Raw genomic sequence first — 26726 nt, 5'->3', positions numbered from 1 at the left:
CCCAGGTAAAGAGGCTCAGGCAAGCCTTCCCCGAGGCCAGGCTCTTTTACGCCCTCAAGGCCAACCCCCGTCTGGGCCTCCTACGCCGCCTGCGCGCCCTGGGCCTGGGAGCCGAGGCCGTCTCCCTGGGGGAGGTCCTCCGGGCGTACCGGGCAGGGTTTGGCCCCGAGGAGGTGCTCTGGAACGGCCCAGTGAAGACGGAAGAAGCCCTGGGAACGCTTCGGGAGAAGGCCCCTTGGGTGGTGTTGGATTCCGAGGGCGACCTCCTGCGGGTAGCCCGCCTCCTTCCGGGGGCCCGGGTCCTCCTCCGGGTGAACCCGGACCTCCCCGTGGCCACCCACCCCCACCTGGCCACAGGCCGGGGAGAGAGCCAGTTCGGGGTCCTACCCGAAGAGGTGCCTAGGCTCCTCGCCCTGGCCCGGGAGCTCGGCCTCAGCTTCCAGGGCCTCCATCTGCACCTGGGCTCCAAGCTGGAAGCCGTGGAGGACTTCCTCGCCGGGTACCAGGTGCTGGAAGAGCTCTTCCCCCAGGTGGGCCCCGTAGAGGTCCTGGACCTGGGGGGAGGCTTGGGATTGGACCTTCCCCTGGAGGCCCTCAGGGAGCCGGTGAGGGCCCTGGCCCGCCTCTACGGGGCCCAGGTTTTCCTGGAACCCGGACGGTACTTGGTGGCCGAGGCCGGGGTCTTCGTGGTCCGGGTGGTGGGCACAAAGCGCACCAGGAGGAACTACCTCCTCCTGGACGGGGGCATGACGGCCTTCCTCCGGCCCCTCCTCTACGGGGCCGTCCACCCCGTGCTGCCCCTCTACGAGGGCGGGGAGGAGGTGGAGTACGATCTGGCGGGCCCCGCCTGCGAGGCCGGGGATGTCCTCCTAAGGGGGGTGCGCCTCCCTAGGCCCAAGGAAGGGGACGCCCTGGCCTTCCTGGAGGCCGGAGCCTACGGGGCCAGCATGGCCCTCCCCTACCTGGACACCCCTAGGCCCCTGGAGCTCCTCTGGACCGGCGAAGCCTTTGAGGTCCTAAGACCCCGGGAAGCCCTGGAGAGGCTCTGGGAGGACGAGACCTAGGCCCGGCGGAGGAGCCCGAAAAGGGGCCAGTGCGCCCGCAGGAGCTCCGGGTGCCACTGCACCCCCAGGTAAAGGGGGTGGCCCCCTAGGAAGACCGCCTCCACCAGACCGTCCGGGGAGAAGGCCGCAGGCCTCAGACCCCTCCCCAAGGCCTTCACCCCCTGGTGGTGGTAGGAGTTCACCCGGAAGGAGGGCGGGAAGAGGGCGGTGAGGGGGCTCTCCCCCGTAAGCTCCACCCGGTGGGCCAAGGCCCCCCAGGCGGGAGGGCTTTTCTGGTAGTGCTGCAGGGCAAAACCCGCCCGGCCCAGGTCCTGGTGGAGGCTCCCCCCCAGGGCCACGTTCAACACCTGGACCCCCCGGCACACCCCAAGGAGAGGAAGCCCCTTCTCCGCAGCGTAGCGGGCTAGGAAGACCTCGAGGCCGTCCCGCTCAGGATCCACCTCCCCAAGCTCCGGAAGGGGCTCCTCCCCATAGAGCCCAGGGTCCACGTCCCCTCCCCCCGGGAGGAGGATCCCGTCCAGGTGCCGCAGGAGCCGCTCCAATGCCGCCTCACCTTGAGGCGGCACCAGGACGTAGGCCAGACCCTGGGCCGCCAGGGCCTCCATATAGGCCCCCACAAGACCCAAGAAAAGCCCACCCTCGGCACTTCGCCGCTGGGTGGCGATGCCGATAAGGCGCATGGGAATAGGATAACGTTACAGCCCCTCAGATAAGCCAAGGGGTGGTCTTTTCCCCGGTCCCGCCTGACGCTTGCCGCCCGAGAAGGTAGCCTCCCAGCTCAGATCTTGACAAGATCGCGCATTTTCGCTTACATTCAAGCAAGAAGATGCCCCTAGCTGCAGAGCGGCGCAATAAGCTCCTGCACCTCATTCACCATTACGGAGCCCTGAGCACCCGGGACCTTGCAGAGCGCCTGGGAGTTTCCCAGGCCACTGTCCGCCGAGACTTGGCCCTCCTCGCTCGCCAGGGACTGCTTCAACGAGCACATGGCGGAGCGCTTTTCATGGAGGCGGAACCACCCTACGTCCAAAAGATTGCTAGAAACCTCAGGATAAAGGAGGCCATTGCCCGTAGGGCAGCCACTTTAGTGCCTGATGGGGCTACGGTGGTCCTGGACTCGGGCACCACTGCCTTGGCCTTGGCCCGGTTTTTGGCGGGCCGCCCCCTGAGGGTAGTGGCCTTGGACCTTCCCGTGGCTCAAGCCGCAGCCCAGGGGAGAACAGAAGTCCTTGTGGTGGGGGGTCTTGTGCGCAATGGGTTCTATAGCGTGGTGGGTCCATGGACCGAGGAACTTTTAGACTATGTACGGGCTGATCTCTTCTTTATGGGAGCCGATGCCTTTGACCTGGAGGGGGTTACGAACCATACCTTTGAGGAGGCCGCAGTCAAGCGCAAGGCTATGGCAGTGAGCCAAAGGACGGTCCTCCTCTCCGATAAGAGCAAGTGGGGAAAAAGGGCACCGGCTTTCGTAGCCCCTCTTTCCGCCCTGGAACGGGTGATCACTGACCTGGAGGAAGCAAACCTCCAGTCCCTGGTGAGAGTGGAGGTGGTGGATGGAACGCTTTGAAGCCCTATTTGGCCGCAAGCCCGTTATCGCCATGGTGCATCTCAAGGCCCTCCCAGGCACCCCCCTCTACGACGGGGATCTGGAGGCGATCGTGGAGGCGGCCCAAAGCGACCTCCTGGCTCTACAAGGGGCAGGGGTGGACGCGCTGATGTTTGGCAATGAGAACGATCGCCCTTACGAGCTTTCCGTGGACCGGGCCAGCGTGGCTACCATGGCCTATGTCATCGGCCGCTTAAAGCCCCTCATCCGGGTACCCTTCGGGGTAGATGTGCTCTGGGATCCCTTGGCCACTATGGCCTTAGCCGCCGCTACCGGAGCTCGATTCGCCCGGGAAATCTTCACCGGGTTGTACAGTTCGGACATGGGTCTGTGGGAGGGCCGCGCCGCCGAGGCCCTACGGTATCGGAAGCGCCTCTTGCGGGAAGACTTGTTCCTGCTTTACAACATCTCTGCTGAATTCGCCTCCCCCTTGGACACCCGGTCCCTCCCTGAGCGAGCGAAAAGCGCCGTGTTCTCCAGCCTTGCCGATGCCGTTCTGGTCTCCGGGCCCATGACCGGGGAGGGCGTGAACCTGGACCACCTCCGGGCCGTCAAGAGGGCCTTGCCCCAGGTACCCGTTCTGGCCAACACCGGGGTGCGCCACGAGACCGTGAGGGAGATCTTGGAAGTGGCGGATGGGGTCATAGTAGGCACGGCCCTCAAACGGGACGGGATCACCTGGAACGAGGTAGACCCCGAGCGGGCCAGAAGCTTTATGGAGATTGTTCGGCAAGCTAGGGGGTAAACGTGGTCCTGGGCGTGGATGTGGGCACTACCGCGGTAAAGGTCCTCCTGCTGAACGGAGAGGCCCGCCCTCTTCGGGCAGCGGAGCGCCCCCATCCCCTCCTCACCCCTCATCCCGGCTTTGCGGAGGAAGACCCCGGCACCTGGTGGCACGGGGTGGTGGAGGGGATCCGGGAGGTCCTCCAGGGGTTTGACCCCGCAGGGGTGAAGGCCCTCGGGGTCTCGGGCATGGTGCCAGCGGTGGTCCTTCACGATGCAAAGGGCCGTCCCTTAGCCCCTGCACCCCTGCAGAACGACGCCCGGGCAGTAGCGGAGATCCGCGAGCTAAGGGAGCGCTTCGGAGACGAGTGGCTTTTTGCCCGGACCGGTTCCATATGGAACCAACAGGTGGTAGCTCCCAAGCTCCTCTGGTTCCGCCGCCACAGGCCTGAGATCTGGAGAAAGGTCAGCTGGGTCTCGGGCTCCTATGAGCACGTGGCCTTCCGCCTTACGGGGGCTCGCTACCAGGAAGCCAACTGGGCCCTGGAGTCGGGGCTTTTTGATCCCGTGGGCCGACGCTGGCTTGAGGACATCCTAGAGGCCGTGGAGGCCTCACCGAACCTTTTTGGACCGGTCCGCAATCCCCTAGAGGTGGTCGGGGAGGTGGTGCGGGAGGCGGCCGAGGCCACCGGCCTCCCCAAGGGCCTTCCGGTGATCGCAGGGAGCGCAGACCACATCGCCGCCGCCCTGGCTGCGGGCCTGCTTTCCCCGGGCGAAGCCGTACTGAAGCTGGGCGGCGCTGGAGATTTCCTCTACGCTGTGGATCGGTTTGCCCCCGTGCCCGAGCTCTTCATTGACTTCCACGATGTCCCCGGCCTCTTCGTGCTCAACGGGTGCATGGCCACCACGGGGAGCCTGCTCCGCTGGTTCAGGGATGGCTTCCAGAGGGGGGCCTCCTTCGCGGAACTGGACCGGGAGGCCGAGGGTGTGCCCCCGGGAGGGGAAGGCCTCTTAGTTCTCCCCTACTTTCTCGGGGAAAAGACCCCGGTGCACGACCCGGAGGCCCGGGGGACTGTGGTGGGCCTCACCCTGGCCCACACGCCCGCTCACCTTTGGCGGGCCCTCCTAGAGGGGGTGGGGTACGCCTACCGGCACCATGTGGAGGTCCTACAGGCCCGGGGCCACCGGGTGGAGCGGTACCTCGTCCTGGACGGCGGGGCGAGAAGCCCCCTGTGGCGGAAGATCCTGGCCAGCGTTCTCGAGGCCCCCTTGGTGTACCTGGCAGGGGGGGAGCGGGGAAGCGCCTACGGGGTGGCCTTCCTGGCAGGAGTGGCCGTAGGTCTTTGGGGTTTTGCCGACCTCAGGCGGGAGGTAGCTGGAATCACGGAACCTGAGGCTGAATGGACCTTCTCCTATCGCCGCTTCTATCCCCTCTACCGGGAACTTTACCAAAGACTTAAGGACTTCTACCCAAAGCTGGGGGGTAGCTATGCCTAACGCTCTGGTTACAGGAGCAGGAAGAGGGATCGGCAGAGCCATCGCCGAAAGGCTTACCCGGGACGGGTTCAAGGTCTGGGTCACGGACCTAGACACTGAGGCGGCCCGGGAGGTTGGGGAAGCTCTGGGCGCGCCCTACCTCCAGGTGGACGTGGCGGACCGGTCCAGCCTCGAGGCTGCCCGGGAGCGGGTCTATCAGGAAGACGGTCGTCTGGACGTCCTGGTGGCTAACGCCGGCGTGTCCACGATGAACCGCTTTTTGGACCTCACGGAGGAGGAATGGGACTTCAACTTCCGGGTCAACGCCAAGGGAACCTTTCTCACCCTCCAGACCTTCGCCCGGGCCATGGTAGCCCAGGACCTCATGCCAGGACGGGAACTTAGGGGCAAGATCATCGCCACCGCCTCCATGGCCGCAAGGCAAGCCGCCCCTCTTCTCGCCCACTACTCTGCCAGCAAGTTCGCCGTTTTGGGCTTGGTGCAGGCAGCGGCCAAGGAGCTCGCCCCTTACAAGATAACGGTGAACGCGGTCAATCCGGGATTTGTGCGGACCTCTATGCAGGAGCGGGAGGTCCTTTGGGAAGCAAGGTTGAGGGGACTAAACCCGGAGGAAGTACGCCAGGAGTATATCCGCCAGACCCCCCTGGGCCGTCTGGAAACCCCAGAGGACGTAGCCAAGGCGGTGGCCTTCCTGGCAGGACCGGACTCGGACTTCATCACCGGAGAGGCCTTGGAGGTGAACGGTGGCGCCTGGATCTTCTAGGAGACTCCACCTTTTGGCGAGCGCCCTGCTCTTTGCCTTCTCCCTGGCCTTCCTCCTCCCCCTCCTCTGGACCCTGCGAAGCGCCCTCCTCCCCGAGGGGCTCGCCTATGCCCTCCCCCCGGTCCTCGGCCCCCTCACCCTGGAGAACTTCCGCCAGGTGCTGGAGGGCCCCCTGGGGAGAGGGTTCCGTAACAGTCTCGTGGTGGCCTCCTTGGTGGTGCTACTGGGGCTCCCGTTGGCTGCAGGTCTCGGTTACGCCCTCGCCCGTTACCGCCTAGGGGGTCATCCCTTGCGCTTCGCCGTCCTAGCCACTCAAATGCTCCCGCCCATCGTCTTGGCCCTCCCCCTCTTTGCCCTGCTTCGCACCCTTGGTCTCTCAGGCTCCTTGATGGCCTTGGTACTCTCCCACCTGGCCTTCGCCCTGCCCTTTATGGCCTGGCTCCTCATGGGATTCTTTCAGAGCTTTCCCAGAGAAGTGGAGGAGGCGGCTCACGTGGATGGGGCCACGCCGCTCACTACCTTCTTCCACGTGGTTTTGCCCCTCTCGGTCCCGGGCCTCTTCGCTTCCGGGGTCATGGGCTTCCTCTTTTCCTGGAACGAATTCCTTTTTTCTCTCCTCCTCTCTGGGCGCGAAACCCAAACCATCCCTGTGGCCCTCTCGGCCCTCGTTACCCAAAGGGGTGTCCTCTTCGCGCAGGTGGCGGCAGGGGTGGTCCTTTCAGTGGTTCCTGTGGCCCTTCTCGCCCGCACGGTGGACCGGTACCTGGTGGAAGGCCTCACCTTGGGGGCGGTGAAGTGAAGGAGGTGGTGGCATGAGGCGGGTTTTGGCTCTGTTCGCGGCGGTCTTGGGGGTGGCCTTGGCCCAGGGGGTGGTCCTCCGGGCCTTAATGGAGGACGTGCCCGAAACCCGGATCATAGAGGAACTTCTGCCCCAGTTTGAGAGGGAGACGGGGATCCGGGTGGAGTTTGAGAAGGTGCAGTACTCGGCCATGCACGACAAGCTGGTGGCCCAACTCCTTGCCCCCCAAAGCGCCTACGACTTCCTAGAGGTGGACTTCCTCTGGGCGGGCGAGTTCCCGGCAGCGGGATGGCTTGAGCCTCTGGAACCCTATGTGAAGAAGAGTGGGTTTGATCTTTCAGTCTACTACCCCTCCATGCTGGACCTGGTGGGTTATTACCGGGGCACCCTTTACATGATCCCCATGTACAACTACGCCATGGGCCTTATCTACAGAAAGGACCTTCTTTCCAGGAAGGACCTCCAGGAGAGGTACCAGGCCCTCCTTAAAAGGCCCCTGGCCCTTCCCAAGACCCTCCAGGAGTACGTGGACCTTTCCCTATTCATGGCTAAAAACGTTGGGGTGGCCGGGGCCGCCATGCAGGGACAGCGGGGAGACCCCAACTTCATGGAGTTCTCCAACTACCTCTTCGCCATGGGTGGGGATTATGTGGACAAGAACTGGCGGGTGACCCTGAATTCTCCCCAAGGAGAAAAGGCCCTCGCCCTCTACGTCCGCAACCTTAGGGAAGCCGCCCAGAAGGGAGCGCTCAACGCCAACCTTGACGACACCTTTCGGGTCATGTGCCAGGGGGGTGCCTTCAGCATGATCACCTACTGGTGGATGCTCCCCCAGCTGGACAACCCCAAACAGTGCCCCAAGGTAGCGGGTAAGGTAGCCTTGAGCCCTATGCCGGGCGGGGCCGGGGTGAACGGGGGCTGGGGCTGGGCGATCCCCAAAAACAGCGCCAACAAGGAGGCGGCCTGGCGGTTCATCAGCTGGGTGGAGTCCCAACCCATCGTGAAGGAACGGGCCCTTAAGGGTCACGCCCCTACCCGCAAAGATGCCTTCCAAGACCCCGAGGTGCTCAGGAAGTATCCCTATTACGAGGAGGCAAAGCGCATCATCGCCGGAGCTAAGAAGGTGCCTATCTTCGCCTATACCGCAGAGATGGAGGACGTGGTGGGACGGGAGATAAGCCTAGCAGCCTCGGGCCAGAAGCCTGTGAAGCAGGCCCTCCAGGATGCGGCCAAGGGCCTCGAGGCCCTCCTTAAGAAAGCGGGGCTCATGAGGTAATGGGAAAGAGTACAGGCCTCCTCCTCGCCCTTCCAGGGCTTTTACTCCTGGCAGGAGTGGTGGGCCTGCCTTTGCTCTACGCCCTCTACCTCTCCCTCACCGACTACACCTTCCTCAAGCCCAGCATGGCCTTCCAGGGCCTTAGGCGCTACCTGGATGCCCTCCAGGACCCTTACTTCCGCCACGCCCTCGCCCTCACCGGCATCTACGTGGGCCTCACCGTGGGGCTCACCCTGGCCTTCGGGCTTCTCCTCGCCGTCCTCCTCCACCAGCGCCTCCCTTTTCGGGGGTTTCACTACTTCGCCGTGAGCCTCCCCATGCTTATCGCCCCGGTGGGGGTGGGGCTTATCTGGAAGATGATCCTCCACCCGGAGCTGGGCATCCTGGCCTATCTCTTCGGGGGACGGGACTTCCTGGGGGACGCCCGCTACGCCCTCCTCACCTTGGCCCTGGTGGACGTGTGGCAGCAGGCCTCCTTCGCCGCCTTAGTGCTCCTCGCGGGTCTGAGAAGTCTCCCCAAAGAGCCCCTGGAGGCGGCTCACGTGGATGGGGCCACGCCCTGGCAGGCCTTCTGGCGGGTAACCTTCCCCTTGCTTTTGCCCGTCCTAGGCGTGCTCCTCATCTTGCAGGTGGTGGCGGAGGCCCGCACTTACGACTTGGTCTACGTCCTCACCCGCGGGGGACCTGGTACTGCCACCGACCTGGTGAGCTTTTACATCTACCGCAAGGCCTTCTTGGGGCTGGATCTTTCAGGAGCAGCCGCCATGGGGTATCTGCTCCTCGTGGCCACGTTATCGCTGACCGCCCTCTACTACCGAGGACTGACGCGTGCCTGACAAAGGGGGTGGAGGATTTCCGGTGGTGGAGCTACGTGCGGTGACCAAGCGCTACGGCAGGACCCTGGCGGTACACGGGGTGAGCCTCGAGGTGCGGGAAGGGGAGTTCTTCAGCCTGCTCGGCCCCTCGGGGTGCGGCAAGACCACTACCTTGCGCCTGGTGGCAGGGTTTGAGCGCCCCGATGCTGGAGAGGTGCACATCGCCGGGGAACGGGTAGACACCCTGCCTCCCGAACAACGTCCCATCGGCATGGTTTTCCAAAGCTATGCCCTCTTTCCCAACATGACTGTGTTCGGCAACGTAGCCTTCCCCATGAGGCTCAAAAAGCTTCCCGAAGATAGGGTTCGGAAACGCGTCCAAGAGCTTTTGGCTATGGTTCACTTGGAGGGCCTCGAGGGCCGCTACCCTAAGGAGCTCTCAGGCGGGCAGCAGCAACGGGTGGCCCTGGCCCGGGCCCTGGCCCGCGAGCCCCGGGTGCTCCTTCTAGACGAGCCCCTCTCTGCCCTGGACGCCAAGATCCGGGAGGAGCTCCGAGGGGAGCTCAAGCGCCTGCAGCGAGAAACGGGCCTCACCGCCCTTTATGTGACGCACGACCAGGAAGAGGCCCTAGCCCTCTCTGATCGGGTGGCGGTGATGCGGGAGGGGCGGCTGGAGCAGGTGGACACGCCCAAAGGCATCTACACCCGACCTCAGACCGCCTTCGTGGCCCGGTTCGTAGGCCAGGGCACCCTGGTGCCTGGGGAAGCTCGCGGGGGCGCGTTTTACCGCGACCGCCCCTGGCCCGTCCGGGTAGAGGGTGAGGGGAAGGGCTACCTCCTTCTGCGTCCGGAGGCCCTCCGGCTCTCTCCCCAGGGGTTCTTGGAGGGGCGCGTAACCCTGGCCACCTATCTGGGCAACCTGGTGCGCCTGGAGGTGGAGGCGGAGGGGCTTCTCTTCAAGGTGGATCTGCCCCCCGAGGGGGCACCCGGTATGGGGGAATGGGTTCGGCTCAGCCTACCGGAAACCGCCCCCTTCGTAAGGGAGGAGGCATGATCCTGGGTTTCCGTCCCCCCAAGGACCCCGAGGAGTTCTTGGCCTACGCCCGGGTCCTTTCAGGAAAGTACAGCTTCATTGAGATCCCCGGGGCCTCGGCGGAAAGGCTTTCGGGGGTGGCCCTAGAGGCCCAGGCCATGGGCTTTCGCCTCACCTTCCACGCCCGCTACCTGGACGTCTACCCGGCCTCGCCGGAGCCAGCCATCCGGGAAGCTTCGCTGAGGATCCTTAAGGAAGACCTGGAGTGGGCCGCCCGCCTGGGAGCGGAGCTTCTCAACGTGCACGCCGGGAGCATCCCTTGGACGGACTACCCACCTAGGGGCCTCTCCCCGGCCCACGAGGCGTTGCGGGCGACGGAAAAGAAGCTCCGGGCAGAGGCCCTAGAGCGCGCCCTCGAGGCCTTCGCCCACCTCAGCCGGATCGCTTTGGATCTGGGGCTACGCCTGGTCCTGGAAAATCTCCCTGCCCCCCAAGAACTCCCCAGGACCCCGGAGGAGATGGCCCGCTTTCTGGAGATCCCCGATCTCTACTTCTGCCTGGACCTGGGCCACGCCCGCATGGCCGGGGCCCCTCCCGAGGCCTTCTTGGAGGCCTTGGGGGCCAGGCTCATCCATGTCCACGCCCACACCAACGATGGGCACTACGACTTGCATCTACCCCCCAGCCCCGAGGAAGTCCGCCCCTTCGCCCTTCGCCCTTGCACCCTGGTGGTGGAGCTCCCTCCCAGGGAGGTCGGGGAGTATCTGGAGGTCTACAGGAGCTTGGCCTCTGCGGGGCTTGTCCCCGAGGCAACAGGAGGTGGTGCAGCATGAAAGCTAAGGGGTTCATGTGGTACGGCCTGGGCGCATTGGCGCTCCTCGCCCTCACTTTCGGCCTTAAAGACCTTGGCGCTTTGGCCCAGGGAGGGGCCTCCCTTCCCCCTGAACTGGACACCGCCTACATTCGCGACCTGGCCGCCAAGGCCCGGGCTGAGGGTGGGGTCATCAACTCTTACGGGATGCCCAACGACTGGGCCAACTACGGAGGCATCTTCGCTGAGTTCCAGCGGCTCTTCGGCATCCGGCAGCAGGACATTGACATGGGAAGCGCCGTGGTCTTGAGCCGGATGCGGGAGGAAAAGGCCAGCAAAAACGACATCGCCGACCTGAAACCGGCCTTCGCCATGACCCTGGCTGAGGAGGGCCTGACCCTGCCCTACCGGGTCACCTCCTGGACCGCCCTCCCCGAGGGGCAAAAGGGCGAGGGCAAGGATGGGTCCACCTGGTACGCGGGATACAAGGGCACTCTGGGTTGGATCGTGAACACGAGGCTGGTCAAAAAGGTGCCAAGGAGCTGGAAAGAGCTGGAAAACCCCGAGTACAAGGGCCTGATCCAGTACCAGGACCCCAGGGCCACCGGCACGGGCGTGGCCACCATCATGGCGGCCGCCTACGCCCTCACGGGGGACCCTTACAACTACAAGGCCGGGGTGGACTTCTTCGCCCGCTTGCACAAGCTTGGAGTGATCGGGGCGGTGGAGCCCAAGGTGACCACCGCCAAGTTTGAAAGGGGCGAGGTGGGGATCTTCATCAACTACGACTACAACCTCCTCGCCTGGAAGGAGCGCTTCCCCTTCCCCACCGAGGTGGTGATCCCCCAGGATGGCTCCCTGGCCAACGGCGGGGGCATCATCGCCGCCCGCAACGCCCCCCATCCCAACACCGCCAAGCTCTTCCTGGAGTTCATCTTCTCCCGGTACGGCCAATCCCTCTTCGCGAAAGCCTTTGTCTCTCCCATCCGGCCTGATGTGGAGCTCCCCAAGGAGGTAGCCGCCAAATTCCCGCCCAAGAGCGCCTACGCCAAGGTGAAGTTCGTAGACTACAAGAAGGAGGAGGCGGTGTCCGAAGCTCTCCAGAAATACTACGCGGAGACCATCCGCTAAGGACCTTGGGGCCGGCTAAAGCCGGCCCCTTTTTCTATGCGCGGCGAACGCCTGTTGCTTTTACCCGGGCTCCTCTTCCTGGGCCTCTTCTTCGCCTATCCCCTCTGGGCCCTTTGGGAGCGGAGCCTCTCCTCCCCAGAGGGCCTCACCCTCACCCGGTACGCTCGGGCCCTCACCGCCCCCGCCTACCTCGAGGCCTGGCGGAACTCGCTTCTCTTTGCCACGGCCTCTACCCTGCTTGCAGCTTTGGGCGGCATCTTTGTGGCCTACTGGACGGCAGGGCTTCCCCTCCGGCTTAAGCGCCTCCTCCTCTCCCTCTACGCTATCCCGGTCTCCCTTTCGGGGCTGGTGGTGGCCTTCGGTTTCATCGTCCTCCTGGGACGAAACGGGGTGGTGAACCAGCTTTTGGCCAGCCTGGGTCTCCCCCGCGTTGACCTTTACAGCTGGACGGGCCTCCTCCTGGTCTTCCCCTTCTACAACATCCCCCTCTTCGCCCTGGCCCTCATGCCGCTACTGGAGAGCTTGGGAAGAGAGCTCCTCGAGGCCGCCCGAGCTTCCGGGGCCACCCCTCTCCAGGCCTGGATACGGGTGCTCCTGCCCAACCTGATGCCCGGGATTCTGGCGGGAAGCGCCATCGTCTTTGCGGGAATGATGGGGGCCTTCGGCACTGCCTTGGCCCTTACGGGCTTTGCCAAGAATTTGCTCTCCCTACAGATCTATAGCCTCGTGGCCGAGAGCACCTTTGACCTACCCCAGGCTGCCGCTCTAGCGGTGGTCCTCATGGCCACCACGGGCCTTGGCCTATATCTTCTCGCCCTTTGGGAAAGGAGGTGGCGGCGGTGAGGGCCCTAGGCTGGCTCGCCTTCGTCCTTTTCCTCCTCTACCTCATCCTGCCTATGCTGGCCCCGGTGGTCTATTCCTTCAGCCAGGTCTGGCTAGGCGTCCTTCCGGAAGGCTTCACCCTTGCGTGGTACAGGCGGATTCTCACCGATGCCCGATACCTGGAAGGGGCCCTCCTCTCCTTGCGCATCGCAGCCCTTGCCGTAGCCCTCAATATCCTCGTAGGGGTGCCCACGGCCTATGTAGCCCACACCTGGCCGGGGCGGGAAGGGGAAAGCCTGAGGCGCTTCCTCCAAGTCCTTCCCCTGCTAGTGCCGCCCCTTGTGGTGGGCTTAGGCTTCCTCCTGGCCTTCAACCGCCCGCCCCTGGCCCTTTCCGGTACCTTCTGGATCGTGGTCTTCGGCCACGCCGCCTTGGGCTTTCCCTTCTTCTTCCGTACGGTCTACGCTGGTCTTTCGGGAATAGAGGTGCGGCTCCTCATGGAGGCCGCTCAGGCCTCAGGAGCCGGTCTCTTCGCGCGAATGCGCTATGTGCTCCTGCCCAACCTGCTGCCGGCGGTCCTTTCAGGAAGCCTGGTGGCCTTCGCCATCTCCATGGGAGAGTTTGAGGTAACCAGCATGGTGGCCGGTTTCGGCACGGTAACCCTCCCTCTCCTCCTCTTCCAGAGCCTGCGCGAAGACTTCCGGGCGGCGAGCGCCGTAGCAAGCCTCCTCCTCTACACCACGCTTCTGGCCCTAGCAGGCCTTGCCCTCCTGAGAAAGCGGTGACGCTGCGTATGTCTCCATCCCTAATGTCAGGAAAAGAAGCCATGGCCACCCGGGTGGTCCACCTGGCCGTGGTGGACGCCCTCTACGTGGCCCTAGCCCTGCGGAAACCCGATGCGGGCTGGTACCTGGAACGCTCACAGGAAGCCATAGACGCCCAGAGGGTTTCCCGGAGGTCCCCGTGAAAAAGCCCCTTCTCCTGGGCCACCGCGGTGCCCCTAGGAGGGCCAGGGAAAACACCCTGGAAAGCCTTCGCTTGGCCCTCGAGGCCGGCCTCTCCGGAGTAGAGCTGGACGTCCAGACCACTCGGGAAGGGCGCCTCGTCGTCCGCCACGACCTCACCACCCCCAAGGGCCCGGTGTTCGCCCTGAGCCTGGAGGAGCTCAGGGCCTTGGAACCTTGGGTGCCCACCCTGGAAGAGGTACTGGAGCTTTTCCAGGATTATCCGGAGGCGGTTTTGAACGCCGAGCTCAAGTCCATCCCCGGCTTCCCCTCAGGGGCCCGGGCCCTGGCGGAGGCCCTCAAGCCCCTGGCCTCCAGGGTCCTTATCTCCAGCTTTGATCCGGTGGCCCTCTACCTCCTTGGGGGGTATGGCCTCCCACGGGCCCTCCTCTTCGCCGAGGAAGACCTGGGCCCCCTAGCCCGGGCCTTAGGCCTCGAAGGGGTGCATCCCCACAAGGCCCTGGTGGATGAGGAAAGCCTCGCTCGCTGGAAGGAGGCGGGGTTTTTCGTCATCCCCTGGACGGTGAACGAAACCGAGGAGGCCAAGAGACTCCTGAGCCTCGGCGTGGACGGCCTCATCGGGGACCTCCCCGAGGTCCTCCTGGGAGCCCAGGGTTAGGGATGGAGGTCCTCGGGGTCTTGGCGCTCCTCTACCTGGGAACCTCCCTCCTTACCGAGGGGGCTGCAGGGCTCGTAGGGCCCAAGGGCAGAAGGCTCCTTTCCCGGTTCCGAGGCTTCCCCTTGGGTCTGGCTGCCCTCCTCCTGGGCTTGGCCTCCGGCAGCGGCACAGGGCTTAGCCTCCTGGGACGGGGCCTCCTCCAGGCTGGGGTGCTTCCCCTTTACGAAGCGGCCCTTCTCGCCCTCGGAGGAACCCTGGGGGCCACAGCGGTGGTGGCCGTGGCCGGCCTGGGCAACCAGGCCCTGGCCTTCGGCGCCCTGAGCCTGGCCCTCCTTTGGGAAGGGGTCGCCCGGGGAAGAAGCCCCGGCGTGAACCGCCTCCTCTTTGGCCTCGGCCTGGTCTTCCTAGGCCTGGAATTCAGCCAGGAGGCCGCCCTTAGCGTGGAACCTTGGCTCTCCTCCTTTCCCCCCTGGCTGCTCTTCCTCACCGGCTTTCTGCTGGGCTATGGCCTGGGCTCCGCCAATCTGGTGGCCCTCCTGGCCCTGGGGCTTTCCCGGCAGGGAGTGGACCCCCAGGGCGCCCTGGCCCTGGTCCTGGGTGGCGGGGTAGGGTGCACCGGCCCCCTCCTCCTCCGCCCCACGCCCGAGGGCCTGAGGCTTGGCCTTCTCCTCCTCCTCCACCGCCTTGCCTTGGCCCTCCCCCTCCTCTCCGTCCCAAGCCCGGGGGTCTTCTGGGCCCATGTGGGGTACCACGCCCTGGCCCTCCTCAGCTTCCCCCTCGCCTTTCCCCTCCTCCATCGCCTGATAGCCCAGCTGGTACCCCTCCCCAAACCCCTGGCCCCCAAGTACCTCCGCCCCGAGGCCCTAGAGGACCCCCTCCTGGCCCGGGGCCTCGCCCTAAGGGAGATCGCCCGCATCGGGGACGCCGCCCGAGCCATGCTGGAAGGCGCCTGGCGGGCCCTGAGCCAGGAACAGGGGCGGGAAGCCGACCTCGCCCCCCTGGAGGAAAAGGTGGATCGCCTAAGCCGGGAGGTGCTGGTCTACGTAGCCCAGCTCCCCCAGGATGCCTTGGCCCTCCCCCTCCTCAAGGCCGCCAGCGAGCTGGAACACCTGGCCGACCTCGCCAAGCGGACCTTGCGCAAAGCAGAAAGGCTTTGGGCCCAGGGCCTGACCTTTAGCCTGGAAGGAAGGGAGGAGCTGGCCCAGCTTACGGAAAACACCCTAAGGCGCCTGGAAAAGGCCCTCACCGCCCTGGCCACAGGCGATGGGGCCTTGGCCCAGGAAGTGAAGGAGGAGTCCCCAGCCCTCCTGGCTCAGTTGGAGGCCTCACGCCAGGCCCATCTGAGGCGCCTGCGGCAACGGGAAGAGAGCAAGGCCTCCACCCTCACCCACCTGGACCTCCTCCTGCTTCTGGAAGAGCTCAACGAGGGCATTAACCGGCTGGCCCGCCTGGTGGAGGAACTGCGGCTACCGGCTGGCGGAAACAGCAAGGAACCCACCGCCGAAGGTTAGCGGTGGGGCCAGAGAACCGAAAACCCCTTTGCCCGGAGCATGGCCACCAAAGGTAGGGTGTCGAGGCCGTTGACCCAAAGGGTGCCCCGTAAGCCCAGCTGGCCGGCCTCGGGAAAGAGCAAAAGGCCCTGGAGGGGTAGCTGGGTTTCCTTGAGGGCGTGCGCGAGCTCTGAGAGAATTTGGTTTTCCCGAGGCGCAAGCAATTCTATGCGGCTTGCGGGATGGGGATAGGTAAGAAGAGGCCATAGAGCCTTGACAAGGTCGTAAAAGGTAACCAAACCTACCAGGGTCTCTCCATCTACCACGGGGACAGCCCCCACCCGCCTCAACCACATAAGGGGCACGGTTTCTTCCACCGCGTCCTCAGGGTGGGCTATGGGAAAGGGTTGGATCAGGCCCGATGCGGGGGTGTGCGGGTCCACGCGCTGGGTAGGAGAGGCTAGAGGCCAAAGGCGGTAGCGGAGGGATCGTTCAGGAATCAACCCCACGTAGCGCCTCCCTTCCACTACAGGAAGATAGCGAAGCTCGTGTAGGGTCATGATCCGCTGGACCTCGCTGGCGGGCGTGGTGGGTGAGACCGTGACGAGGTTGGTGTTCATGACTTCCTTGAGCAGCATACTCCCTCCTCCTGGAGGGTAGCACAGTTCTTACATCATGTCAATGAATCATTGGCGATTTGTGCCTTTTACTGTTAACACTATGTCTACTTTTGCTCGTACAGTTACTATCTGCTAAGTAACTATTGGCCATATGTTTCCCATTTACTTGACAAGCTGCCTCATGCAATGTTATGCTCTCCCCGAGGGTCGGACCCGAAGTCCGATCCGGAAGGAGGAACGCATGGGCAAAGGCCGGGGGTTACTAGGGGCACTGGGGCTGGTCAGCTTGGTGGGCTTGAGCCTCGCCCAAGGCGAGGTCAAGGTGGGCGTACTCCACTCCCTTACCGGCACGATGGCCATTAGCGAGGTAACCGTCAAAAACGCCACCTTGTTGGCCATCGAGGAGATCAACGCCCGGGGCGGGGTCCTGGGGCGGAAGCTCCTCCCGGTGGTGGAGGACGGGGCCTCGGATCCAGCCACCTTCGCTCAGAAAGCCCAGAAGCTTATCCAGCAGGACAAGGTGGCCACAGTATTCGGCGGGTGGACCTCTGCAAGCCGGAAGGCCATGTTACCCGTGTTTGAACGCTTGGGAAACCTACTTTGGTATCCCGTCCAGTTTGAGGGCAATGAGTGTTCCCCAAACATCATGTATACTGGGGCGCAACCCAATCAACAGATTCTCCCCGCTCTGGATTGGGCCCTAGAGAAGGGTTACAAAAAGTTCTTCTTGGTGGGCTCAGATTATGTTTTTCCTCGCACGGCTAACCTCATTCTCAAGCGCCACATTGAAGCTCGCAAGGGGGTGCTCTCGGGCGAGGAATATGTCCCCCTTGGGGGAACAGACTTCAGTAGTGTGGTGAACAAGATCCGAGCCGCGCGCCCCGATGTAGTTTTTAACACGATCAACGGGGATTCTAACGTGGCCTTCTTCAAGCAGATGGCAGCGGCGGGGCTGACCCCAGACAAGCTTCCCGTTATGTCCTTTAGCATCGCTGAGCAGGAAGCTAAAGCCATCGGTCCTAGCCTTCTGAAGGGTAGCTACGCTGCCTGGAATTATTTCATGAGTTTGGAGACCCCAGAGAACCGTACCTTTGTCAAGGCTTACCAGACGAAGTACGGCCCCAACGAGCTTATTACCGACCCCATGGCCCACGGATACGCCAACGTTTACCTCTGGAAGGCGGCGGTTGAGAAGGCGCAGAGCTTTGACCCCAATGCGGTGCGTAAGGCAGCGGTCCTGATGGGATGGGTGTCCACGCCCTTAGGCCGGGTTCGTTTCGCCGAGAACCAAAGCCTTTATCAGGCAGTTTACATTGGCGAGCTTCAGGGCAATGCCCAGTTCAAGATTCTCTGGTCCACGAAGGAACCGGTGAAACCCGAACCCTACGACCCTCTCGCTTTCCCGGGGAAAACCTGCAAGCTGCACTAGGAGGTGGGGTATGGGGGAGGCCGCTCTCTGGATTGGGCAGGTGTTCAACGGCCTAAGCGTAGGGTCCATCCTGATCATGACCGCTTTGGGCCTGGCCTTCAGCTTCGGGCTCATGCGAGTCATCAACATGGCCCACGGGGAGTTCCTTATGCTTGGAGGATACCTGGCCTTTCTTATCCAGCAGGGCATGCCCTCCCCCTATTCCCCCCTGCTGACCCTTCCCCTTGCCTTTCTCAGCGGCGCCCTGGTGGGTTGGCTCTTGGAGAGCGGCCTGGTTCGCTTCCTCTATGGACGGCCTGCTGAAACCCTTCTGGCGACCTGGGGAATTTCCCTTGTGCTGCAACAAGCTGCCCGAGACCTCTTCGGACCTTCGGGGGTAGAGGTGACAAGCCCCTCCTGGTTGGCGGGAGCGCTGGAAATCCGAGGGGGAGCGCTGGATGGGCTGGGCCTACCCTATGTGCGCTTCTTTGTAGCAAGCCTAGCCTTGCTGGTGTTGGGTCTCCTAGGGGCCCTCCTCCGCTGGACCCGAATTGGCCTTCATATCCGGGCCGTTAGCCAAAATCGCGAGATGGCCGCGGCCTTGGGAATTCACACCCGGGCCGTGGATGGGTTTGTCTTTGCCTTGGGAAGCGGTCTAGCAGGCTTGGGAGGAGCGGCGTTGGCCTTCCTGGCGCCCGTCACCCCTACGGTGGGGCAAAGCTACATCGTGGATGCCTTCCTTGTGGTCATTTTGGGAGGATTGGGCAGCCTAGGGGGAACCGTGGTAGCCGGCCTTCTCGTGGGCCTGGCCTCTGCCCTTTTGCAGGCCCTGACCAGCGTCAGCCTGGCCAAGGTGCTTCTCCTGCTCTTGGTGGTTTTAACCCTGCAGGTACGGCCCAGGGGTTTGGTCTCCCTTCGCTCCCGGGCCCTCGAGGAGGTTTAGATGAGGGCAAACGCGGCTTTCCTGGTGAGGATCCTAGGCCCTGGAGCCTTAGCCCTCTTGGCCTTAGGCCCCTTCTGGCTCTCCAGTTACGACCTCTCCCTGGTGGGGCGCTTCCTCAGCCTAAGCCTTGCGGCCATTGGGCTGGTCTGGGTCTGGGGATATGGCGGTGTCTTGAGCCTAGGCCAGGGCATCTTTTTTGGTCTCGGCGGATATGCCTTGGCCATGCACTTAAAGCTTGCGTCTTTGCCCGTGGGGGAATTGCCTGATTTCATGGTCTGGAATGGCCTAACTCAACTCCCATGGTGGTGGGCGCCATTCCGCAACCCCTATTTTGCCCTGACCATGGTCTTCCTCTTGCCGGCCCTTCTCGCCTTGGTCCTGGGCTTTCTCCTTTTCCGGCGGCGCATCACCGGAGCCTACATCTCCCTCATCACCCAGGCCCTCGCCCTCACCTTCGCTACCCTGCTTATCAGCCAGCAAGGACTCACCGGAGGATTCAACGGCCTTACCAATTTTTCCCTTTTCCTTGGCCATTCCGTAGGGGAGCCAGAATTCCAAAAGGCCCTCTATTGGTTCACCCTGACAGGGGTGGTCTTGGCCCTTGGTCTTTCCTACCTCCTAAAGGCCTCTTTCTTTGGAAGAGTGCTCCTGGCGATTCGGGAGGGGGAAAACCGTATGCGCTTCTTGGGGTATGACCCCGCCCTTTTCAAGACAGCAGCTTTTGCCCTAGGAGCAATTCTAACAGGAGCGAGCGGGGCTCTCTTCACCCTGCATGTAGGGGTCATTTCTCCGGCCATGGTAGGGGTAGTCCCCTCCATAGAGATGGTGATCTGGACGGCTCTCGGGGGACGGGAGAGCTTTCTGGGGGCTGTGGGAGGGACCGTGATCCTCAACTTGGTCAAGGACCGGGTAAGCAGTGCCTTCCCCAGCGCCTGGTCTTACCTTCTAGGCCTCCTCTTTGTGCTCGTGGCTTTAGCTCCAGCCTTGGGGGAACGGGCCAGAGGACTCCGGGCCCGCCAGCACCCCGAGGCCAGGGTACCGGAGGTGAGAAGTCGTGGATGAGCTCCTCCGAGTAGAGGACCTGGTGGTGGAGTTTGCGGGGGGCTTCCGAGCCCTGAACGGCGTCAACCTGACGGTCGCTTCAGGGGAGCTACGGATCCTGGTAGGTCCTAACGGGGCGGGCAAATCCACCCTCCTGGATGCCATCATCGGCCGCGTTCGCCCCAGCCAGGGCCGGATCCTTTTCCACGGTCAACCCATCCAGGCTCTACCGGAACACCTTATCGCCCGGCAGGGCATCGCCCGGAAGTTCCAGACCCCGGGGGTTCTGGAGGAACTCTCCGTCTACGAGAACCTCCTCTTGGCAGCCCGTCGCGTTAAGGGGCTATGGAGCTCGCTTAGCTGGAAGCCCACCCCAGAAGAGGAGAAAACGGTGGGGGATCTTTTAACAAGGATCTCTTTGGAGGAGAAGGCCTATACATTGGCCCGTCGCCTCGCCCACGGAGAGCGCCAGTGGCTGGAACTGGGCATGGTCTTGGCCACCGGGGCCAAGCTGGTCCTCTTGGATGAGCCCACCGCAGGCATGACGCGCCAGGAGGTAGAAAAGACCGCCGAGCTTGTAAAGTCGCTGAGGGGGAGCCGCGCCTTCCTTGTAGTGGACCACGATATGGCCTTTGTGGCCATGTTGGAAGCCCCCGTCACCGTCTTACACCAGGGGCAGGTATTGGCAGAAGGAAGTTATGAAGAGGTGCAGAACCACCCCGAGGTGGTGGCGGTTTACCTTGGGGGGGCCCATGCTTGAGGTAGAAACCCTTGCTACAGGTTACGGAAGCAGCCAGGTGCTCTGGGGGATAAGCCTGCGGGTAGAACCAGGAGAGGCGGTGGCGATCCTGGGACGGAACGGGGTAGGCAAAACCACGCTCCTCCGGGCCCTGATGGGACTCAATCCCATTACGGGGGGCCGCATCCACCTCTTCGGTCGCGAGATCACCCATACCCCCGCCTATGTACGGGCCCGACAGGGCCTCGCCTACGTTCCCCAGGGACGGGGCATCTTCCCTTACCTGACCGTAGAGGAAAACCTAAAGGCGGGCCTTGCAGCCCTTTCGGGAAGGGTTCACCCTCTTGCCCAGGAGGTGCCCCCTAGCGTGTTTGATCTCTTCCCTATCCTTTGGGAAGTAAGAGACCGCAAAGGGGGAAGCCTTTCTGGAGGCCAGCAGCAGCAGCTGGCCATCGCCCGGGCCCTGGTCGCTAAACCTCGTTACTTGCTCCTAGATGAACCTACGGAAGGGATTCAACCCTCGGTAGTAGCCACCATCCAGGCAGCCCTCGTACGCATTCTTCAGGAGCTCCGCATAGGTATTCTCCTGGTGGAGCAAAAACTAGAGTTCGCCTGGAGCTTTGCCCGCAGGTTCTACGTGATGGACCGGGGGCAGGTGGTCCTCGAGGGCGGGACCTCAGAAACCAGCCCGGAAACGGTGGGTAGGCTGATTAGCTTGTAGGGGGCGCCATGCGGTTAACCGAACGTGAGATCGATAAGCTCCTCATCTTCCTGGCCGCTGAGGTAGCCCGACGCCGCCTTGCCCGGGGGCTCAAGTTGAACTACCCCGAGGCGGTGGCCTTGATCACAGCGGAGGTACTGGAGGGCATTCGCGAGGGCAAAAGCGTGGCGGAGCTAATGGACTTGGGAGCCCAGGTACTGAAACGGGAGGATGTGATGGAGGGGGTAGCAGATATGTTAGAAGAAATCCAAGTAGAAGGTACCTTTCCTGACGGGACCAAGTTGGTAACGATCCATAAGCCCATTCGGTAGGGAGGGATACCCTTTGCTTTTGGCTACTGCGCTCCCAGGCTCCAAAAACCTTGCGGAGACTTTCCACCAGGGCCCCATGCGGGCCTGCACCCGCGGGGTGGTATGAATATGCGAGTCTTTCTTCCCACATTCCCCGCAGCCCGGGCCATCTTAGACGTCTTGGCCACCCTAGTTGAGCAGGGCCATCTGCCCAAGGGAAGGAGGTGAACCCGTGAGCGCCCCCGGTCTGACCCTTTGGCTGGTAGGGTTTCTACTGGGGTTACGCCATGCTCTGGAGCCCGACCATTTGGCTGCGGTAAGCAACCTTGTTTTGACCTCAGGCCGCCCCCTTAAGGCAGCCCTGGCAGGTGCCCTGTGGGGTTTGGGACACCTGTTTACCCTGGCGGCAGTGGCGGGGGTGGCCTTGGCCTTGGGCCTCCGGCTTCCTGCTGCTTTTGGCTTCCTCACCGAGCTGGCAGTGGCGCTTGCCTTGACTTGGCTGGGGCTTAGCACCCTCTTAGGTCTCCGGGTTCGGCGCACGATGGGTCTGCGGTACCGGAGCCGCTCCCCTCTGCGCAACCCCTTCCTTTGGGGTGTTCTCCACGGCTTGTCCGGATCCGCTGCTTTGGTACTCTTGGCCTCCAGCCAACTCACCTACCCTCTACAAGCCCTTGGGTACGTGGTCGTCTACGGCACAGGCGCTTTTTTGGGCATGTTTCTCATGAGCCTCGCAGTGGGCCTCCCCTTTCTTTGGGCGGCTTCGCGGGTACGACGCCTTCAGTGGTACGGAACTGCGGCTACAGCCCTTTTCGGATTGCTGGCCTCAGGGGTGCTTTTTTGGGAGATCCTGAGAGGAGGTGGATCATGATTCCTGGGGAAATGCTTACCGAGCCGGGAGAGGTGGAGCTTAATCCTAGCCGCACTACGGTCTGCCTCGAGGTGGCCAATACTGGGGACCGTCCTGTTCAGGTGGGCTCCCACGCCCATTTCTTTGAGGTCAACCGCGCCCTTCGCTTTGACCGGGAAAAAGCTTACGGGTTCCGCCTTAACATCCCTGCTGGAACGGCCGTGCGATTTGAGCCTGGGGAAACCAAGGTAGTGGAGCTCGTAGAGATCGGGGGTCTTAGGAAGGTCTACGGCATGAACGGCTTGGTCATGGGCTCTCTGGAGGAAAAGCGGGAGGAGGCACTCCGCCTCGCCCGGGAAAGGGGATTCCTATGAGGCTTTCCCGGGAAGCTCGTGCCCGCCTTTATGGACCCACAGTAGGGGATCGGATCCGCCTGGCCGATACCAATCTCCTCTTAGAGATAGAAGAGGATTGGACCCTACCCCCGGGGGAAGAGGCCGTTTTCGGGGGTGGGAAAAGCGTCCGGGACGGGATGGCCCAGTCCCAAAGGAGTCGGTCAGAGGGGGCCCCGGATCTGGTGATTACCAATGCCGTGGTCCTGGACTGGTGGGGCGTGGTCAAGGCGGATGTAGGCATTCGGGACGGCCGCATCGTGGCTTTGGGCAAGGCAGGCAATCCGGACATCATGGACAACGTTACACCTGGCCTGGAAATCGGTCCAGGCACAGAGATCATCTCGGGCGAAGGTCGGATCCTCACCCCCGGAGGCCTTGATGTCCATATCCACTTCATCTCCCCCCAGCAAGCTTGGGAGGCCCTCTTTAGCGGCATAACCACCATGATCGGGGGAGGGACCGGACCGGCCGAAGGAACCAAGGCCACCACCTGTACCCCGGGCCCTTGGTATATCCACCGGATGCTGGAGGCCCTCGAGGGGTTACCCCTCAACTTCGGGTTACTGGGGAAGGGGAACGCTTCCTCGCCCCAGGCGTTAGAGGAACAGATCCTGGCCGGGGCGATCGGGCTTAAGGTTCACGAGGACTGGGGGGCTACCCCCGCCGTTATCGACACCGCCTTGACCGTGGCCGAGGCCTACGATGTGCAGGTGGCCATTCACACAGACACTCTGAACGAGAGCGGTTTTGTGGAAGATACGCTGGCGGCCTTCAAGGGGCGAACCATCCACACCTTTCACTCGGAGGGGGCCGGAGGAGGGCATGCCCCGGACATCCTCAAGGTAGTAGGTTACCCCAATGTGCTCCCCTCTAGCACCAACCCCACCATGCCTTACACGGTGAATACCCTGGACGAACACCTGGACATGCTGATGGTGTGCCACCATCTCAGCGCCAACATTCCCGAAGACGTGGCCTTCGCAGAGTCCCGCATCCGTCCCGAGACGATGGCAGCGGAGGATGTCCTCCATGACCTAGGAGCCATCAGCATGATGACGAGCGATTCCCAGGCCATGGGACGCGTGGGGGAGGTGATCTTAAGGACCTGGCAGACAGCTCATAAGATGAAAGAAGAACGGGGCCCGCTACCCCAAGACAGCGCAAGAAACGACAACTTCCGCATTCGGCGGTACCTGGCTAAGTATACCATCAACCCCGCCATCGCCCACGGGATTGCGGAGTATGTGGGGTCCATAGAACCCGGAAAGTACGCAGACCTGGTCCTATGGCATCCAGCTTTCTTCGGGGTTAAGCCCGATCTGGTTCTCAAAGCCGGCTTTATCGTTGCTGCACCCATGGGCGACCCCAACGCCTCCATTCCCACCCCTCAGCCTGTCCGCTATCGGCCTATGTTCGCTGCTTTAGGCGAGGCGCTAACGCGTGTCTCCTTTACCTTTGTCTCCCAGGCCGCCCTAGAGAAGGGGGAGCTTCCGGCCGGGCTGCGCCGTCTTCTGCTCCCAGTACGGCGAACCCGGGGGCTTACCAAAAAGGACATGCGGCTCAATGATGCCTTGCCCAGGGTGGAGGTGGACCCGGAGACCTACAGGGTTACGGTAGATGGAGAGGAGATAACCAGCAAACCGGCCCAGGTTCTACCTTTGGCCCAAAGATACTTCCTTTTCTAGAAAGACCATGATCAAAACCTACGTGGTGACCCACATTTGGAGGATGGAGGGGAAGATCCCGGAGGGTTTACAAGTGGTGGACTTGCCCATGACTTCGGAGGAGCGCACCCAGGTGCGCCGGCGCTTGCAAACCCCAACCGGCCTCGTCCTTCACCTGGCCCTGCCTACAGGAACCGTGCTTCAACCAGGACAGATTCTCTGTGTGGTAGAGGGTGTGGCCTACCGGGTAGTAGCAGCTCCGGAGGAGGTTCTCGTCATTTATCCCAGGAGTCTCCAGGAAGCAGCTCAAGTGGGCCACCTCATCGGCAATCTTCACCGCCCCATAGACCTTTCAGGTGAGGGGATTGCGATCCTCTACGATGCCGCTTTGGAAGAACGGCTAAGGAACCTTGGCTTTGTGATGGCTAGGGAAACGCGCTCCTTCGCCAAGACCCCTTTGCCTGGGCATAGCCACTAGCGCTCCATGAAGGAAGTAACCCTACTCAGGCTTTTCCAACTGGCTGATTCGGCCTTCCCGGTGGGAAGCTTCGTACACTCTTACGGCTTGGAATCTTACGCGGCCATGGGATTAGATCCTGAAAGGATACCCGATCTGATCCTCGCCGATCTTCGGCTTGGGCAGCTTCATTTGGACCTAGCCGCCTTGGTGCTGGCCTTTGAGAAAAGTCCAGACCTCGAGGCCCTGCAGCGGCTTAACGCCCTGCTTACCGCATGGAAACCGGTACGGGGGCCCAGGGAGGCCAGCCTGCAGGTAGGAAAGCGTATTCTGGCCCTTCTAGGCCGCCTATATCCCAGCCTTCCTTGGCCACCCCTGCGGGAAGGGCATCAAGCAGTGGCTTGGGGTATTGCAGGAAAGATGCTGGGGCTTGAGCGGGAACCTCTGGCCCTGGCCTTCCTTCACGCTTCCGTACAAGCTCTGCTTATGGCCGGAACCCGGGTGCTGGCGTTGGGACCTGAGCGGGCCCAACGCATGCTTTGCTTCCTTCACCCTTTTATGGCAAAAACGGTGCAAGAGGTGCTCTGCAACCCCGATGAGGCGTTGTTTGCCGCTACGCCCGCCTGGGACCTGAGGGCACATCAACAGGACTTCCTGTGGACCAGGCTGTTTCAGAGCTAGGGAGGGGGATTGTGAAACCGGTAAAAATCGGCGTGGCCGGGCCTGTCGGCTCAGGAAAAACCGCCCTGATCGATCGGTTGGCCAAAGCCATGCGGGACCGCTATAACCTTGCGGTGATCACCAACGACATTTACACCTATGAGGACGCAGAATTCCTTGTACGCTCGGGGGCCCTTCCCCCCGAGCGGATCGCAGGGGTGAGGACGGGAGGATGCCCTCATACGGCCATTCGCGAAGACCCTGCAGCCAACCAGGAAGCGGTGGAAGCTATGCTGGCCCGCTTCCCCGATCTGGACATCCTTTTTTTGGAATCAGGGGGAGATAATCTCGCTGCTTCCTTTAGCCCGGAACTGGTGGACGTATGGATTTATGTAATTGATGTGGCCGCAGGGGACAAAATTCCCCGCAAGGGAGGCCCGGGTATTCAAAAAAGCCATCTCCTGGTGATCAACAAAATCGATCTTGCCCCTTTGGTTGGAGCCGACCTTGGGGTCATGGAACGGGATACCCGGTTCCAACGCGGTTCACGTCCTTGGGTATTTACCAACCTCAAGACGGGGGAGGGACTGGATCGCGTGGTGGAGTGGATCCGACGGGAGGTCCTCTTTGAAGGAGACTGAAACATCCCAACCAGCTTTCGTCAGCCGGTTGGACCTGGAGTTCATCGCTGTCGGCGGCCGGACCCTTCTACATAGGGCTTACAGCCGCGGTGCCATCAAAGTGCTGCGGCCCTTTCCCTTGGGGGAAGGCCTGGTGTTGCAGCTTTTGACCCTTGGCCCTGGCCTCATGGGAGGGGACCAGATGGAGATCCGGGTTCATGTTCATCCCGGGGCCAGGGTATTCCTGCTCAACCAGTCAGCGACCAAGGTTCTGCCTGGGCGGGGAAATCGTTCAGTGGTTTTGAGGCTTTTTTTTCGGGTGGAAGGCTTTCTGGAGTACTATCCTGGCCTCACCATTCCCCACCCCGCCTCGGCCTTGGACCAAAGGATGGAGGTGAGTTTGGGGGCGGAAGGGTCTTTCTGCTGGATGGAAATGTATGCCCTAGGGCGATTGGCTAGAGGAGAAGCGGGAAAGTTTCAGTGGATTCGCACCCGAACGGCAATTTACGCCGAAACTCCCTTTTATATGGACGCCTTGGAGCTCTTTCCTGGAGAACTCGGCCCAAACCACCCAGGGGTTCTAGAGGGCTACCCCTACCTTGTGGCCGGTTTCTGGAACTGGGAAAGCCGCCCTTTCTTTGAGGAAACAGGGAACGGGCTTCTAGGAGTGGGGCCTACCGCGTTCAGTCACTCTTTTCTTAGAGGGATTGGGAACAAAGAGGTGACCCGGAGGGCCCTAGAGGTCTGGCGTCGGGAAAGGGCGCTGAGGGGGCTCCCGGACATAGACGTAACGCGTTATAGCAGCGCCCTTTAAAGGGCCCTCTCTTGCCGCTTCACCCACAAGCGAACCCCAGGGCCCCACTATGGG

The 26726-nt window shown here is 62.6% G+C and carries 30 protein-coding genes; 28 read left to right on the top strand and 2 right to left on the bottom strand.

The features are described from left to right. A partial coding sequence (locus H531_RS0109090) for a diaminopimelate decarboxylase family protein (RefSeq protein ID WP_022799043.1) occupies positions 1-1064 on the top strand: 1064 nt, incomplete at its 5' end. Here the strand turns inward: H531_RS0109090 and H531_RS0109085 are convergent. Then, positions 1061-1744: a gamma-glutamyl-gamma-aminobutyrate hydrolase family protein gene (locus H531_RS0109085; RefSeq protein ID WP_022799042.1), complete on the bottom strand. Its 684-nt coding sequence runs from the start codon at positions 1742-1744 to the stop codon at positions 1061-1063. The two genes, H531_RS0109090 and H531_RS0109085, sit on opposite strands and share 4 nt — an antisense overlap. A 146-nt stretch (positions 1745-1890) precedes the next feature. On the opposite strand from H531_RS0109085, the gene H531_RS0109080 reads away from it, so the two are divergent. Genes H531_RS0109080 through H531_RS0109010 form a run of 15 tightly spaced genes read left to right on the top strand, consistent with a single transcriptional unit; the run spans position 1891 to position 15474 of the window. Then, positions 1891-2631, top strand: a complete 741-nt coding sequence (locus H531_RS0109080; RefSeq protein WP_022799041.1) for a DeoR/GlpR family DNA-binding transcription regulator — start codon at positions 1891-1893, stop codon at positions 2629-2631. Continuing rightward, positions 2618-3415, top strand: a complete 798-nt coding sequence (locus H531_RS0109075; RefSeq protein ID WP_022799040.1) for a BtpA/SgcQ family protein — start codon at positions 2618-2620, stop codon at positions 3413-3415. The genes H531_RS0109080 and H531_RS0109075 overlap by 14 nt, the downstream gene beginning before the upstream one ends. Before the next feature lie 2 nt (positions 3416-3417). Continuing rightward, complete coding sequence (locus tag H531_RS0109070; protein WP_022799039.1) at positions 3418-4890, top strand: FGGY-family carbohydrate kinase; 1473 nt, start codon at positions 3418-3420, stop codon at positions 4888-4890. Next, positions 4883-5653: an SDR family NAD(P)-dependent oxidoreductase gene (locus H531_RS0109065; RefSeq protein ID WP_022799038.1), complete on the top strand. Its 771-nt coding sequence runs from the start codon at positions 4883-4885 to the stop codon at positions 5651-5653. The genes H531_RS0109070 and H531_RS0109065 overlap by 8 nt, the downstream gene beginning before the upstream one ends. Positions 5654-5666: 13 nt before the next feature. Then, the gene (locus H531_RS0109060) at positions 5667-6452 is read left to right on the top strand and encodes a carbohydrate ABC transporter permease (RefSeq protein ID WP_022799037.1); all 786 of its coding nucleotides are present in this window, start codon (positions 5667-5669) and stop codon (positions 6450-6452) included. A gap of 13 nt (positions 6453-6465) precedes the next feature. Continuing rightward, on the top strand, positions 6466-7728 hold the full coding sequence (locus H531_RS0109055; protein WP_022799036.1) for an extracellular solute-binding protein: 1263 nt from the start codon (positions 6466-6468) through the stop codon (positions 7726-7728). Continuing rightward, complete coding sequence (locus H531_RS0109050) at positions 7728-8564, top strand: carbohydrate ABC transporter permease (protein ID WP_022799035.1); 837 nt, start codon at positions 7728-7730, stop codon at positions 8562-8564. Before H531_RS0109055 ends, H531_RS0109050 begins: the two co-directional genes overlap by 1 nt. A 22-nt stretch (positions 8565-8586) precedes the next feature. Continuing rightward, positions 8587-9597 carry an ABC transporter ATP-binding protein gene (locus H531_RS0109045; RefSeq protein WP_022799034.1) on the top strand — a complete coding sequence of 337 codons (1011 nt, stop codon included), beginning with the start codon at positions 8587-8589 and terminating at the stop codon, positions 9595-9597. Beyond that, the gene (locus H531_RS0109040) at positions 9594-10409 is read left to right on the top strand and encodes a sugar phosphate isomerase/epimerase family protein (protein WP_022799033.1); all 816 of its coding nucleotides are present in this window, start codon (positions 9594-9596) and stop codon (positions 10407-10409) included. Before H531_RS0109045 ends, H531_RS0109040 begins: the two co-directional genes overlap by 4 nt. Next, on the top strand, positions 10406-11518 hold the full coding sequence (locus tag H531_RS0109035) for an extracellular solute-binding protein (protein WP_084521320.1): 1113 nt from the start codon (positions 10406-10408) through the stop codon (positions 11516-11518). Before H531_RS0109040 ends, H531_RS0109035 begins: the two co-directional genes overlap by 4 nt. Before the next feature lie 36 nt (positions 11519-11554). Next, complete coding sequence (locus H531_RS0109030) at positions 11555-12361, top strand: ABC transporter permease (protein WP_084521317.1); 807 nt, start codon at positions 11555-11557, stop codon at positions 12359-12361. Beyond that, a complete protein-coding gene (locus H531_RS0109025) occupies positions 12337-13125 on the top strand; it encodes an ABC transporter permease (protein WP_022799030.1) in 789 nt (262 codons plus the stop codon). The genes H531_RS0109030 and H531_RS0109025 overlap by 25 nt, the downstream gene beginning before the upstream one ends. A 41-nt stretch (positions 13126-13166) precedes the next feature. Beyond that, positions 13167-13307, top strand: coding sequence for a hypothetical protein (locus H531_RS14275; protein ID WP_022799029.1), 141 nt, complete (start codon positions 13167-13169; stop codon positions 13305-13307). Beyond that, positions 13304-13963, top strand: a complete 660-nt coding sequence (locus H531_RS0109015) for a glycerophosphodiester phosphodiesterase (protein ID WP_022799028.1) — start codon at positions 13304-13306, stop codon at positions 13961-13963. The genes H531_RS14275 and H531_RS0109015 overlap by 4 nt, the downstream gene beginning before the upstream one ends. Positions 13964-13965: 2 nt before the next feature. Then, positions 13966-15474 (top strand): Na/Pi cotransporter family protein, encoded by a 1509-nt coding sequence (locus H531_RS0109010; protein ID WP_022799027.1) that lies wholly within the window; start codon positions 13966-13968, stop codon positions 15472-15474. On the opposite strand, the gene H531_RS0109005 is transcribed toward H531_RS0109010, so the two are convergent. Next, the gene (locus H531_RS0109005; protein ID WP_028490767.1) at positions 15471-16091 is read right to left on the bottom strand and encodes a CBS domain-containing protein; all 621 of its coding nucleotides are present in this window, start codon (positions 16089-16091) and stop codon (positions 15471-15473) included. The two genes, H531_RS0109010 and H531_RS0109005, sit on opposite strands and share 4 nt — an antisense overlap. A 223-nt stretch (positions 16092-16314) precedes the next feature. Here H531_RS0109005 and urtA point away from each other — a divergent pair, with 223 nt between their 5' ends. The 12 genes from urtA to H531_RS0108940 all read left to right on the top strand — a co-directional run bounded on the left by urtA (position 16315) and on the right by H531_RS0108940 (position 26672). Further along, positions 16315-17502, top strand: a complete 1188-nt coding sequence (urtA, locus tag H531_RS0109000) for an urea ABC transporter substrate-binding protein (protein WP_028490766.1) — start codon at positions 16315-16317, stop codon at positions 17500-17502. A 10-nt stretch (positions 17503-17512) separates the two neighbouring features. Next, complete coding sequence (gene urtB / locus H531_RS0108995; RefSeq protein ID WP_022799024.1) at positions 17513-18424, top strand: urea ABC transporter permease subunit UrtB; 912 nt, start codon at positions 17513-17515, stop codon at positions 18422-18424. Continuing rightward, on the top strand, positions 18425-19486 hold the full coding sequence (gene urtC, locus H531_RS0108990) for an urea ABC transporter permease subunit UrtC (protein ID WP_022799023.1): 1062 nt from the start codon (positions 18425-18427) through the stop codon (positions 19484-19486). Then, positions 19479-20225 (top strand): urea ABC transporter ATP-binding protein UrtD, encoded by a 747-nt coding sequence (urtD, locus tag H531_RS0108985; protein ID WP_022799022.1) that lies wholly within the window; start codon positions 19479-19481, stop codon positions 20223-20225. The genes urtC and urtD overlap by 8 nt, the downstream gene beginning before the upstream one ends. After that, positions 20218-20925 carry an urea ABC transporter ATP-binding subunit UrtE gene (gene urtE, locus H531_RS0108980; protein ID WP_022799021.1) on the top strand — a complete coding sequence of 236 codons (708 nt, stop codon included), beginning with the start codon at positions 20218-20220 and terminating at the stop codon, positions 20923-20925. The genes urtD and urtE overlap by 8 nt, the downstream gene beginning before the upstream one ends. An 8-nt stretch (positions 20926-20933) precedes the next feature. Then, positions 20934-21236, top strand: coding sequence for an urease subunit gamma (locus tag H531_RS0108975; RefSeq protein WP_022799020.1), 303 nt, complete (start codon positions 20934-20936; stop codon positions 21234-21236). A gap of 843 nt (positions 21237-22079) precedes the next feature. Continuing rightward, positions 22080-22436 carry an urease subunit beta gene (locus tag H531_RS0108965; protein WP_022799018.1) on the top strand — a complete coding sequence of 119 codons (357 nt, stop codon included), beginning with the start codon at positions 22080-22082 and terminating at the stop codon, positions 22434-22436. Next, positions 22433-24142: an urease subunit alpha gene (locus tag H531_RS0108960; protein ID WP_022799017.1), complete on the top strand. Its 1710-nt coding sequence runs from the start codon at positions 22433-22435 to the stop codon at positions 24140-24142. The genes H531_RS0108965 and H531_RS0108960 overlap by 4 nt, the downstream gene beginning before the upstream one ends. Positions 24143-24149: 7 nt before the next feature. Then, positions 24150-24599: an urease accessory protein UreE gene (gene ureE, locus H531_RS0108955; protein WP_022799016.1), complete on the top strand. Its 450-nt coding sequence runs from the start codon at positions 24150-24152 to the stop codon at positions 24597-24599. 6 nt (positions 24600-24605) lie between these two features. Continuing rightward, positions 24606-25259 carry an urease accessory protein UreF gene (locus tag H531_RS0108950; RefSeq protein ID WP_022799015.1) on the top strand — a complete coding sequence of 218 codons (654 nt, stop codon included), beginning with the start codon at positions 24606-24608 and terminating at the stop codon, positions 25257-25259. A gap of 11 nt (positions 25260-25270) precedes the next feature. Beyond that, on the top strand, positions 25271-25879 hold the full coding sequence (ureG, locus tag H531_RS0108945; RefSeq protein WP_022799014.1) for an urease accessory protein UreG: 609 nt from the start codon (positions 25271-25273) through the stop codon (positions 25877-25879). 28 nt (positions 25880-25907) lie between these two features. Continuing rightward, the gene (locus H531_RS0108940; RefSeq protein ID WP_156860479.1) at positions 25908-26672 is read left to right on the top strand and encodes an urease accessory protein UreD; all 765 of its coding nucleotides are present in this window, start codon (positions 25908-25910) and stop codon (positions 26670-26672) included. The last annotated feature ends 54 nt before the right edge of the window (positions 26673-26726 follow it).

This window comes from Thermus islandicus DSM 21543 (assembly GCF_000421625.1).
GTDB lineage: Bacteria > Deinococcota > Deinococci > Deinococcales > Thermaceae > Thermus > Thermus islandicus.
This window is presented reverse-complemented; position numbering and strand designations above follow the sequence as displayed.

What these genes read in the sequence shown, in the direction of transcription:
- H531_RS0109085 (WP_022799042.1), bottom strand. Translation starts at nt 1,744, where the DNA reads ATGCGCCTTATCGGCATCGCCACCCAGCGGCGAAGTGCCGAGGGTGGG.
- H531_RS0109080 (WP_022799041.1), top strand. Translation starts at nt 1,891, where the DNA reads ATGCCCCTAGCTGCAGAGCGGCGCAATAAGCTCCTGCACCTCATTCAC.
- H531_RS0109075 (WP_022799040.1), top strand. Translation starts at nt 2,618, where the DNA reads ATGGAACGCTTTGAAGCCCTATTTGGCCGCAAGCCCGTTATCGCCATG.
- H531_RS0109065 (WP_022799038.1), top strand. Translation starts at nt 4,883, where the DNA reads ATGCCTAACGCTCTGGTTACAGGAGCAGGAAGAGGGATCGGCAGAGCC.
- H531_RS0109055 (WP_022799036.1), top strand. Translation starts at nt 6,466, where the DNA reads ATGAGGCGGGTTTTGGCTCTGTTCGCGGCGGTCTTGGGGGTGGCCTTG.
- H531_RS0109050 (WP_022799035.1), top strand. Translation starts at nt 7,728, where the DNA reads ATGGGAAAGAGTACAGGCCTCCTCCTCGCCCTTCCAGGGCTTTTACTC.
- H531_RS0109040 (WP_022799033.1), top strand. Translation starts at nt 9,594, where the DNA reads ATGATCCTGGGTTTCCGTCCCCCCAAGGACCCCGAGGAGTTCTTGGCC.
- H531_RS0109035 (WP_084521320.1), top strand. Translation starts at nt 10,406, where the DNA reads ATGAAAGCTAAGGGGTTCATGTGGTACGGCCTGGGCGCATTGGCGCTC.
- H531_RS0109030 (WP_084521317.1), top strand. Translation starts at nt 11,555, where the DNA reads ATGCGCGGCGAACGCCTGTTGCTTTTACCCGGGCTCCTCTTCCTGGGC.
- H531_RS14275 (WP_022799029.1), top strand. Translation starts at nt 13,167, where the DNA reads ATGGCCACCCGGGTGGTCCACCTGGCCGTGGTGGACGCCCTCTACGTG.
- H531_RS0109010 (WP_022799027.1), top strand. Translation starts at nt 13,966, where the DNA reads ATGGAGGTCCTCGGGGTCTTGGCGCTCCTCTACCTGGGAACCTCCCTC.
- H531_RS0109005 (WP_028490767.1), bottom strand. Translation starts at nt 16,091, where the DNA reads ATGCTGCTCAAGGAAGTCATGAACACCAACCTCGTCACGGTCTCACCC.
- urtA (WP_028490766.1), top strand. Translation starts at nt 16,315, where the DNA reads ATGGGCAAAGGCCGGGGGTTACTAGGGGCACTGGGGCTGGTCAGCTTG.
- urtB (WP_022799024.1), top strand. Translation starts at nt 17,513, where the DNA reads ATGGGGGAGGCCGCTCTCTGGATTGGGCAGGTGTTCAACGGCCTAAGC.
- urtC (WP_022799023.1), top strand. Translation starts at nt 18,425, where the DNA reads ATGAGGGCAAACGCGGCTTTCCTGGTGAGGATCCTAGGCCCTGGAGCC.
- urtE (WP_022799021.1), top strand. Translation starts at nt 20,218, where the DNA reads ATGCTTGAGGTAGAAACCCTTGCTACAGGTTACGGAAGCAGCCAGGTG.
- H531_RS0108975 (WP_022799020.1), top strand. Translation starts at nt 20,934, where the DNA reads ATGCGGTTAACCGAACGTGAGATCGATAAGCTCCTCATCTTCCTGGCC.
- H531_RS0108965 (WP_022799018.1), top strand. Translation starts at nt 22,080, where the DNA reads ATGATTCCTGGGGAAATGCTTACCGAGCCGGGAGAGGTGGAGCTTAAT.
- H531_RS0108960 (WP_022799017.1), top strand. Translation starts at nt 22,433, where the DNA reads ATGAGGCTTTCCCGGGAAGCTCGTGCCCGCCTTTATGGACCCACAGTA.
- ureE (WP_022799016.1), top strand. Translation starts at nt 24,150, where the DNA reads ATGATCAAAACCTACGTGGTGACCCACATTTGGAGGATGGAGGGGAAG.
- H531_RS0108950 (WP_022799015.1), top strand. Translation starts at nt 24,606, where the DNA reads ATGAAGGAAGTAACCCTACTCAGGCTTTTCCAACTGGCTGATTCGGCC.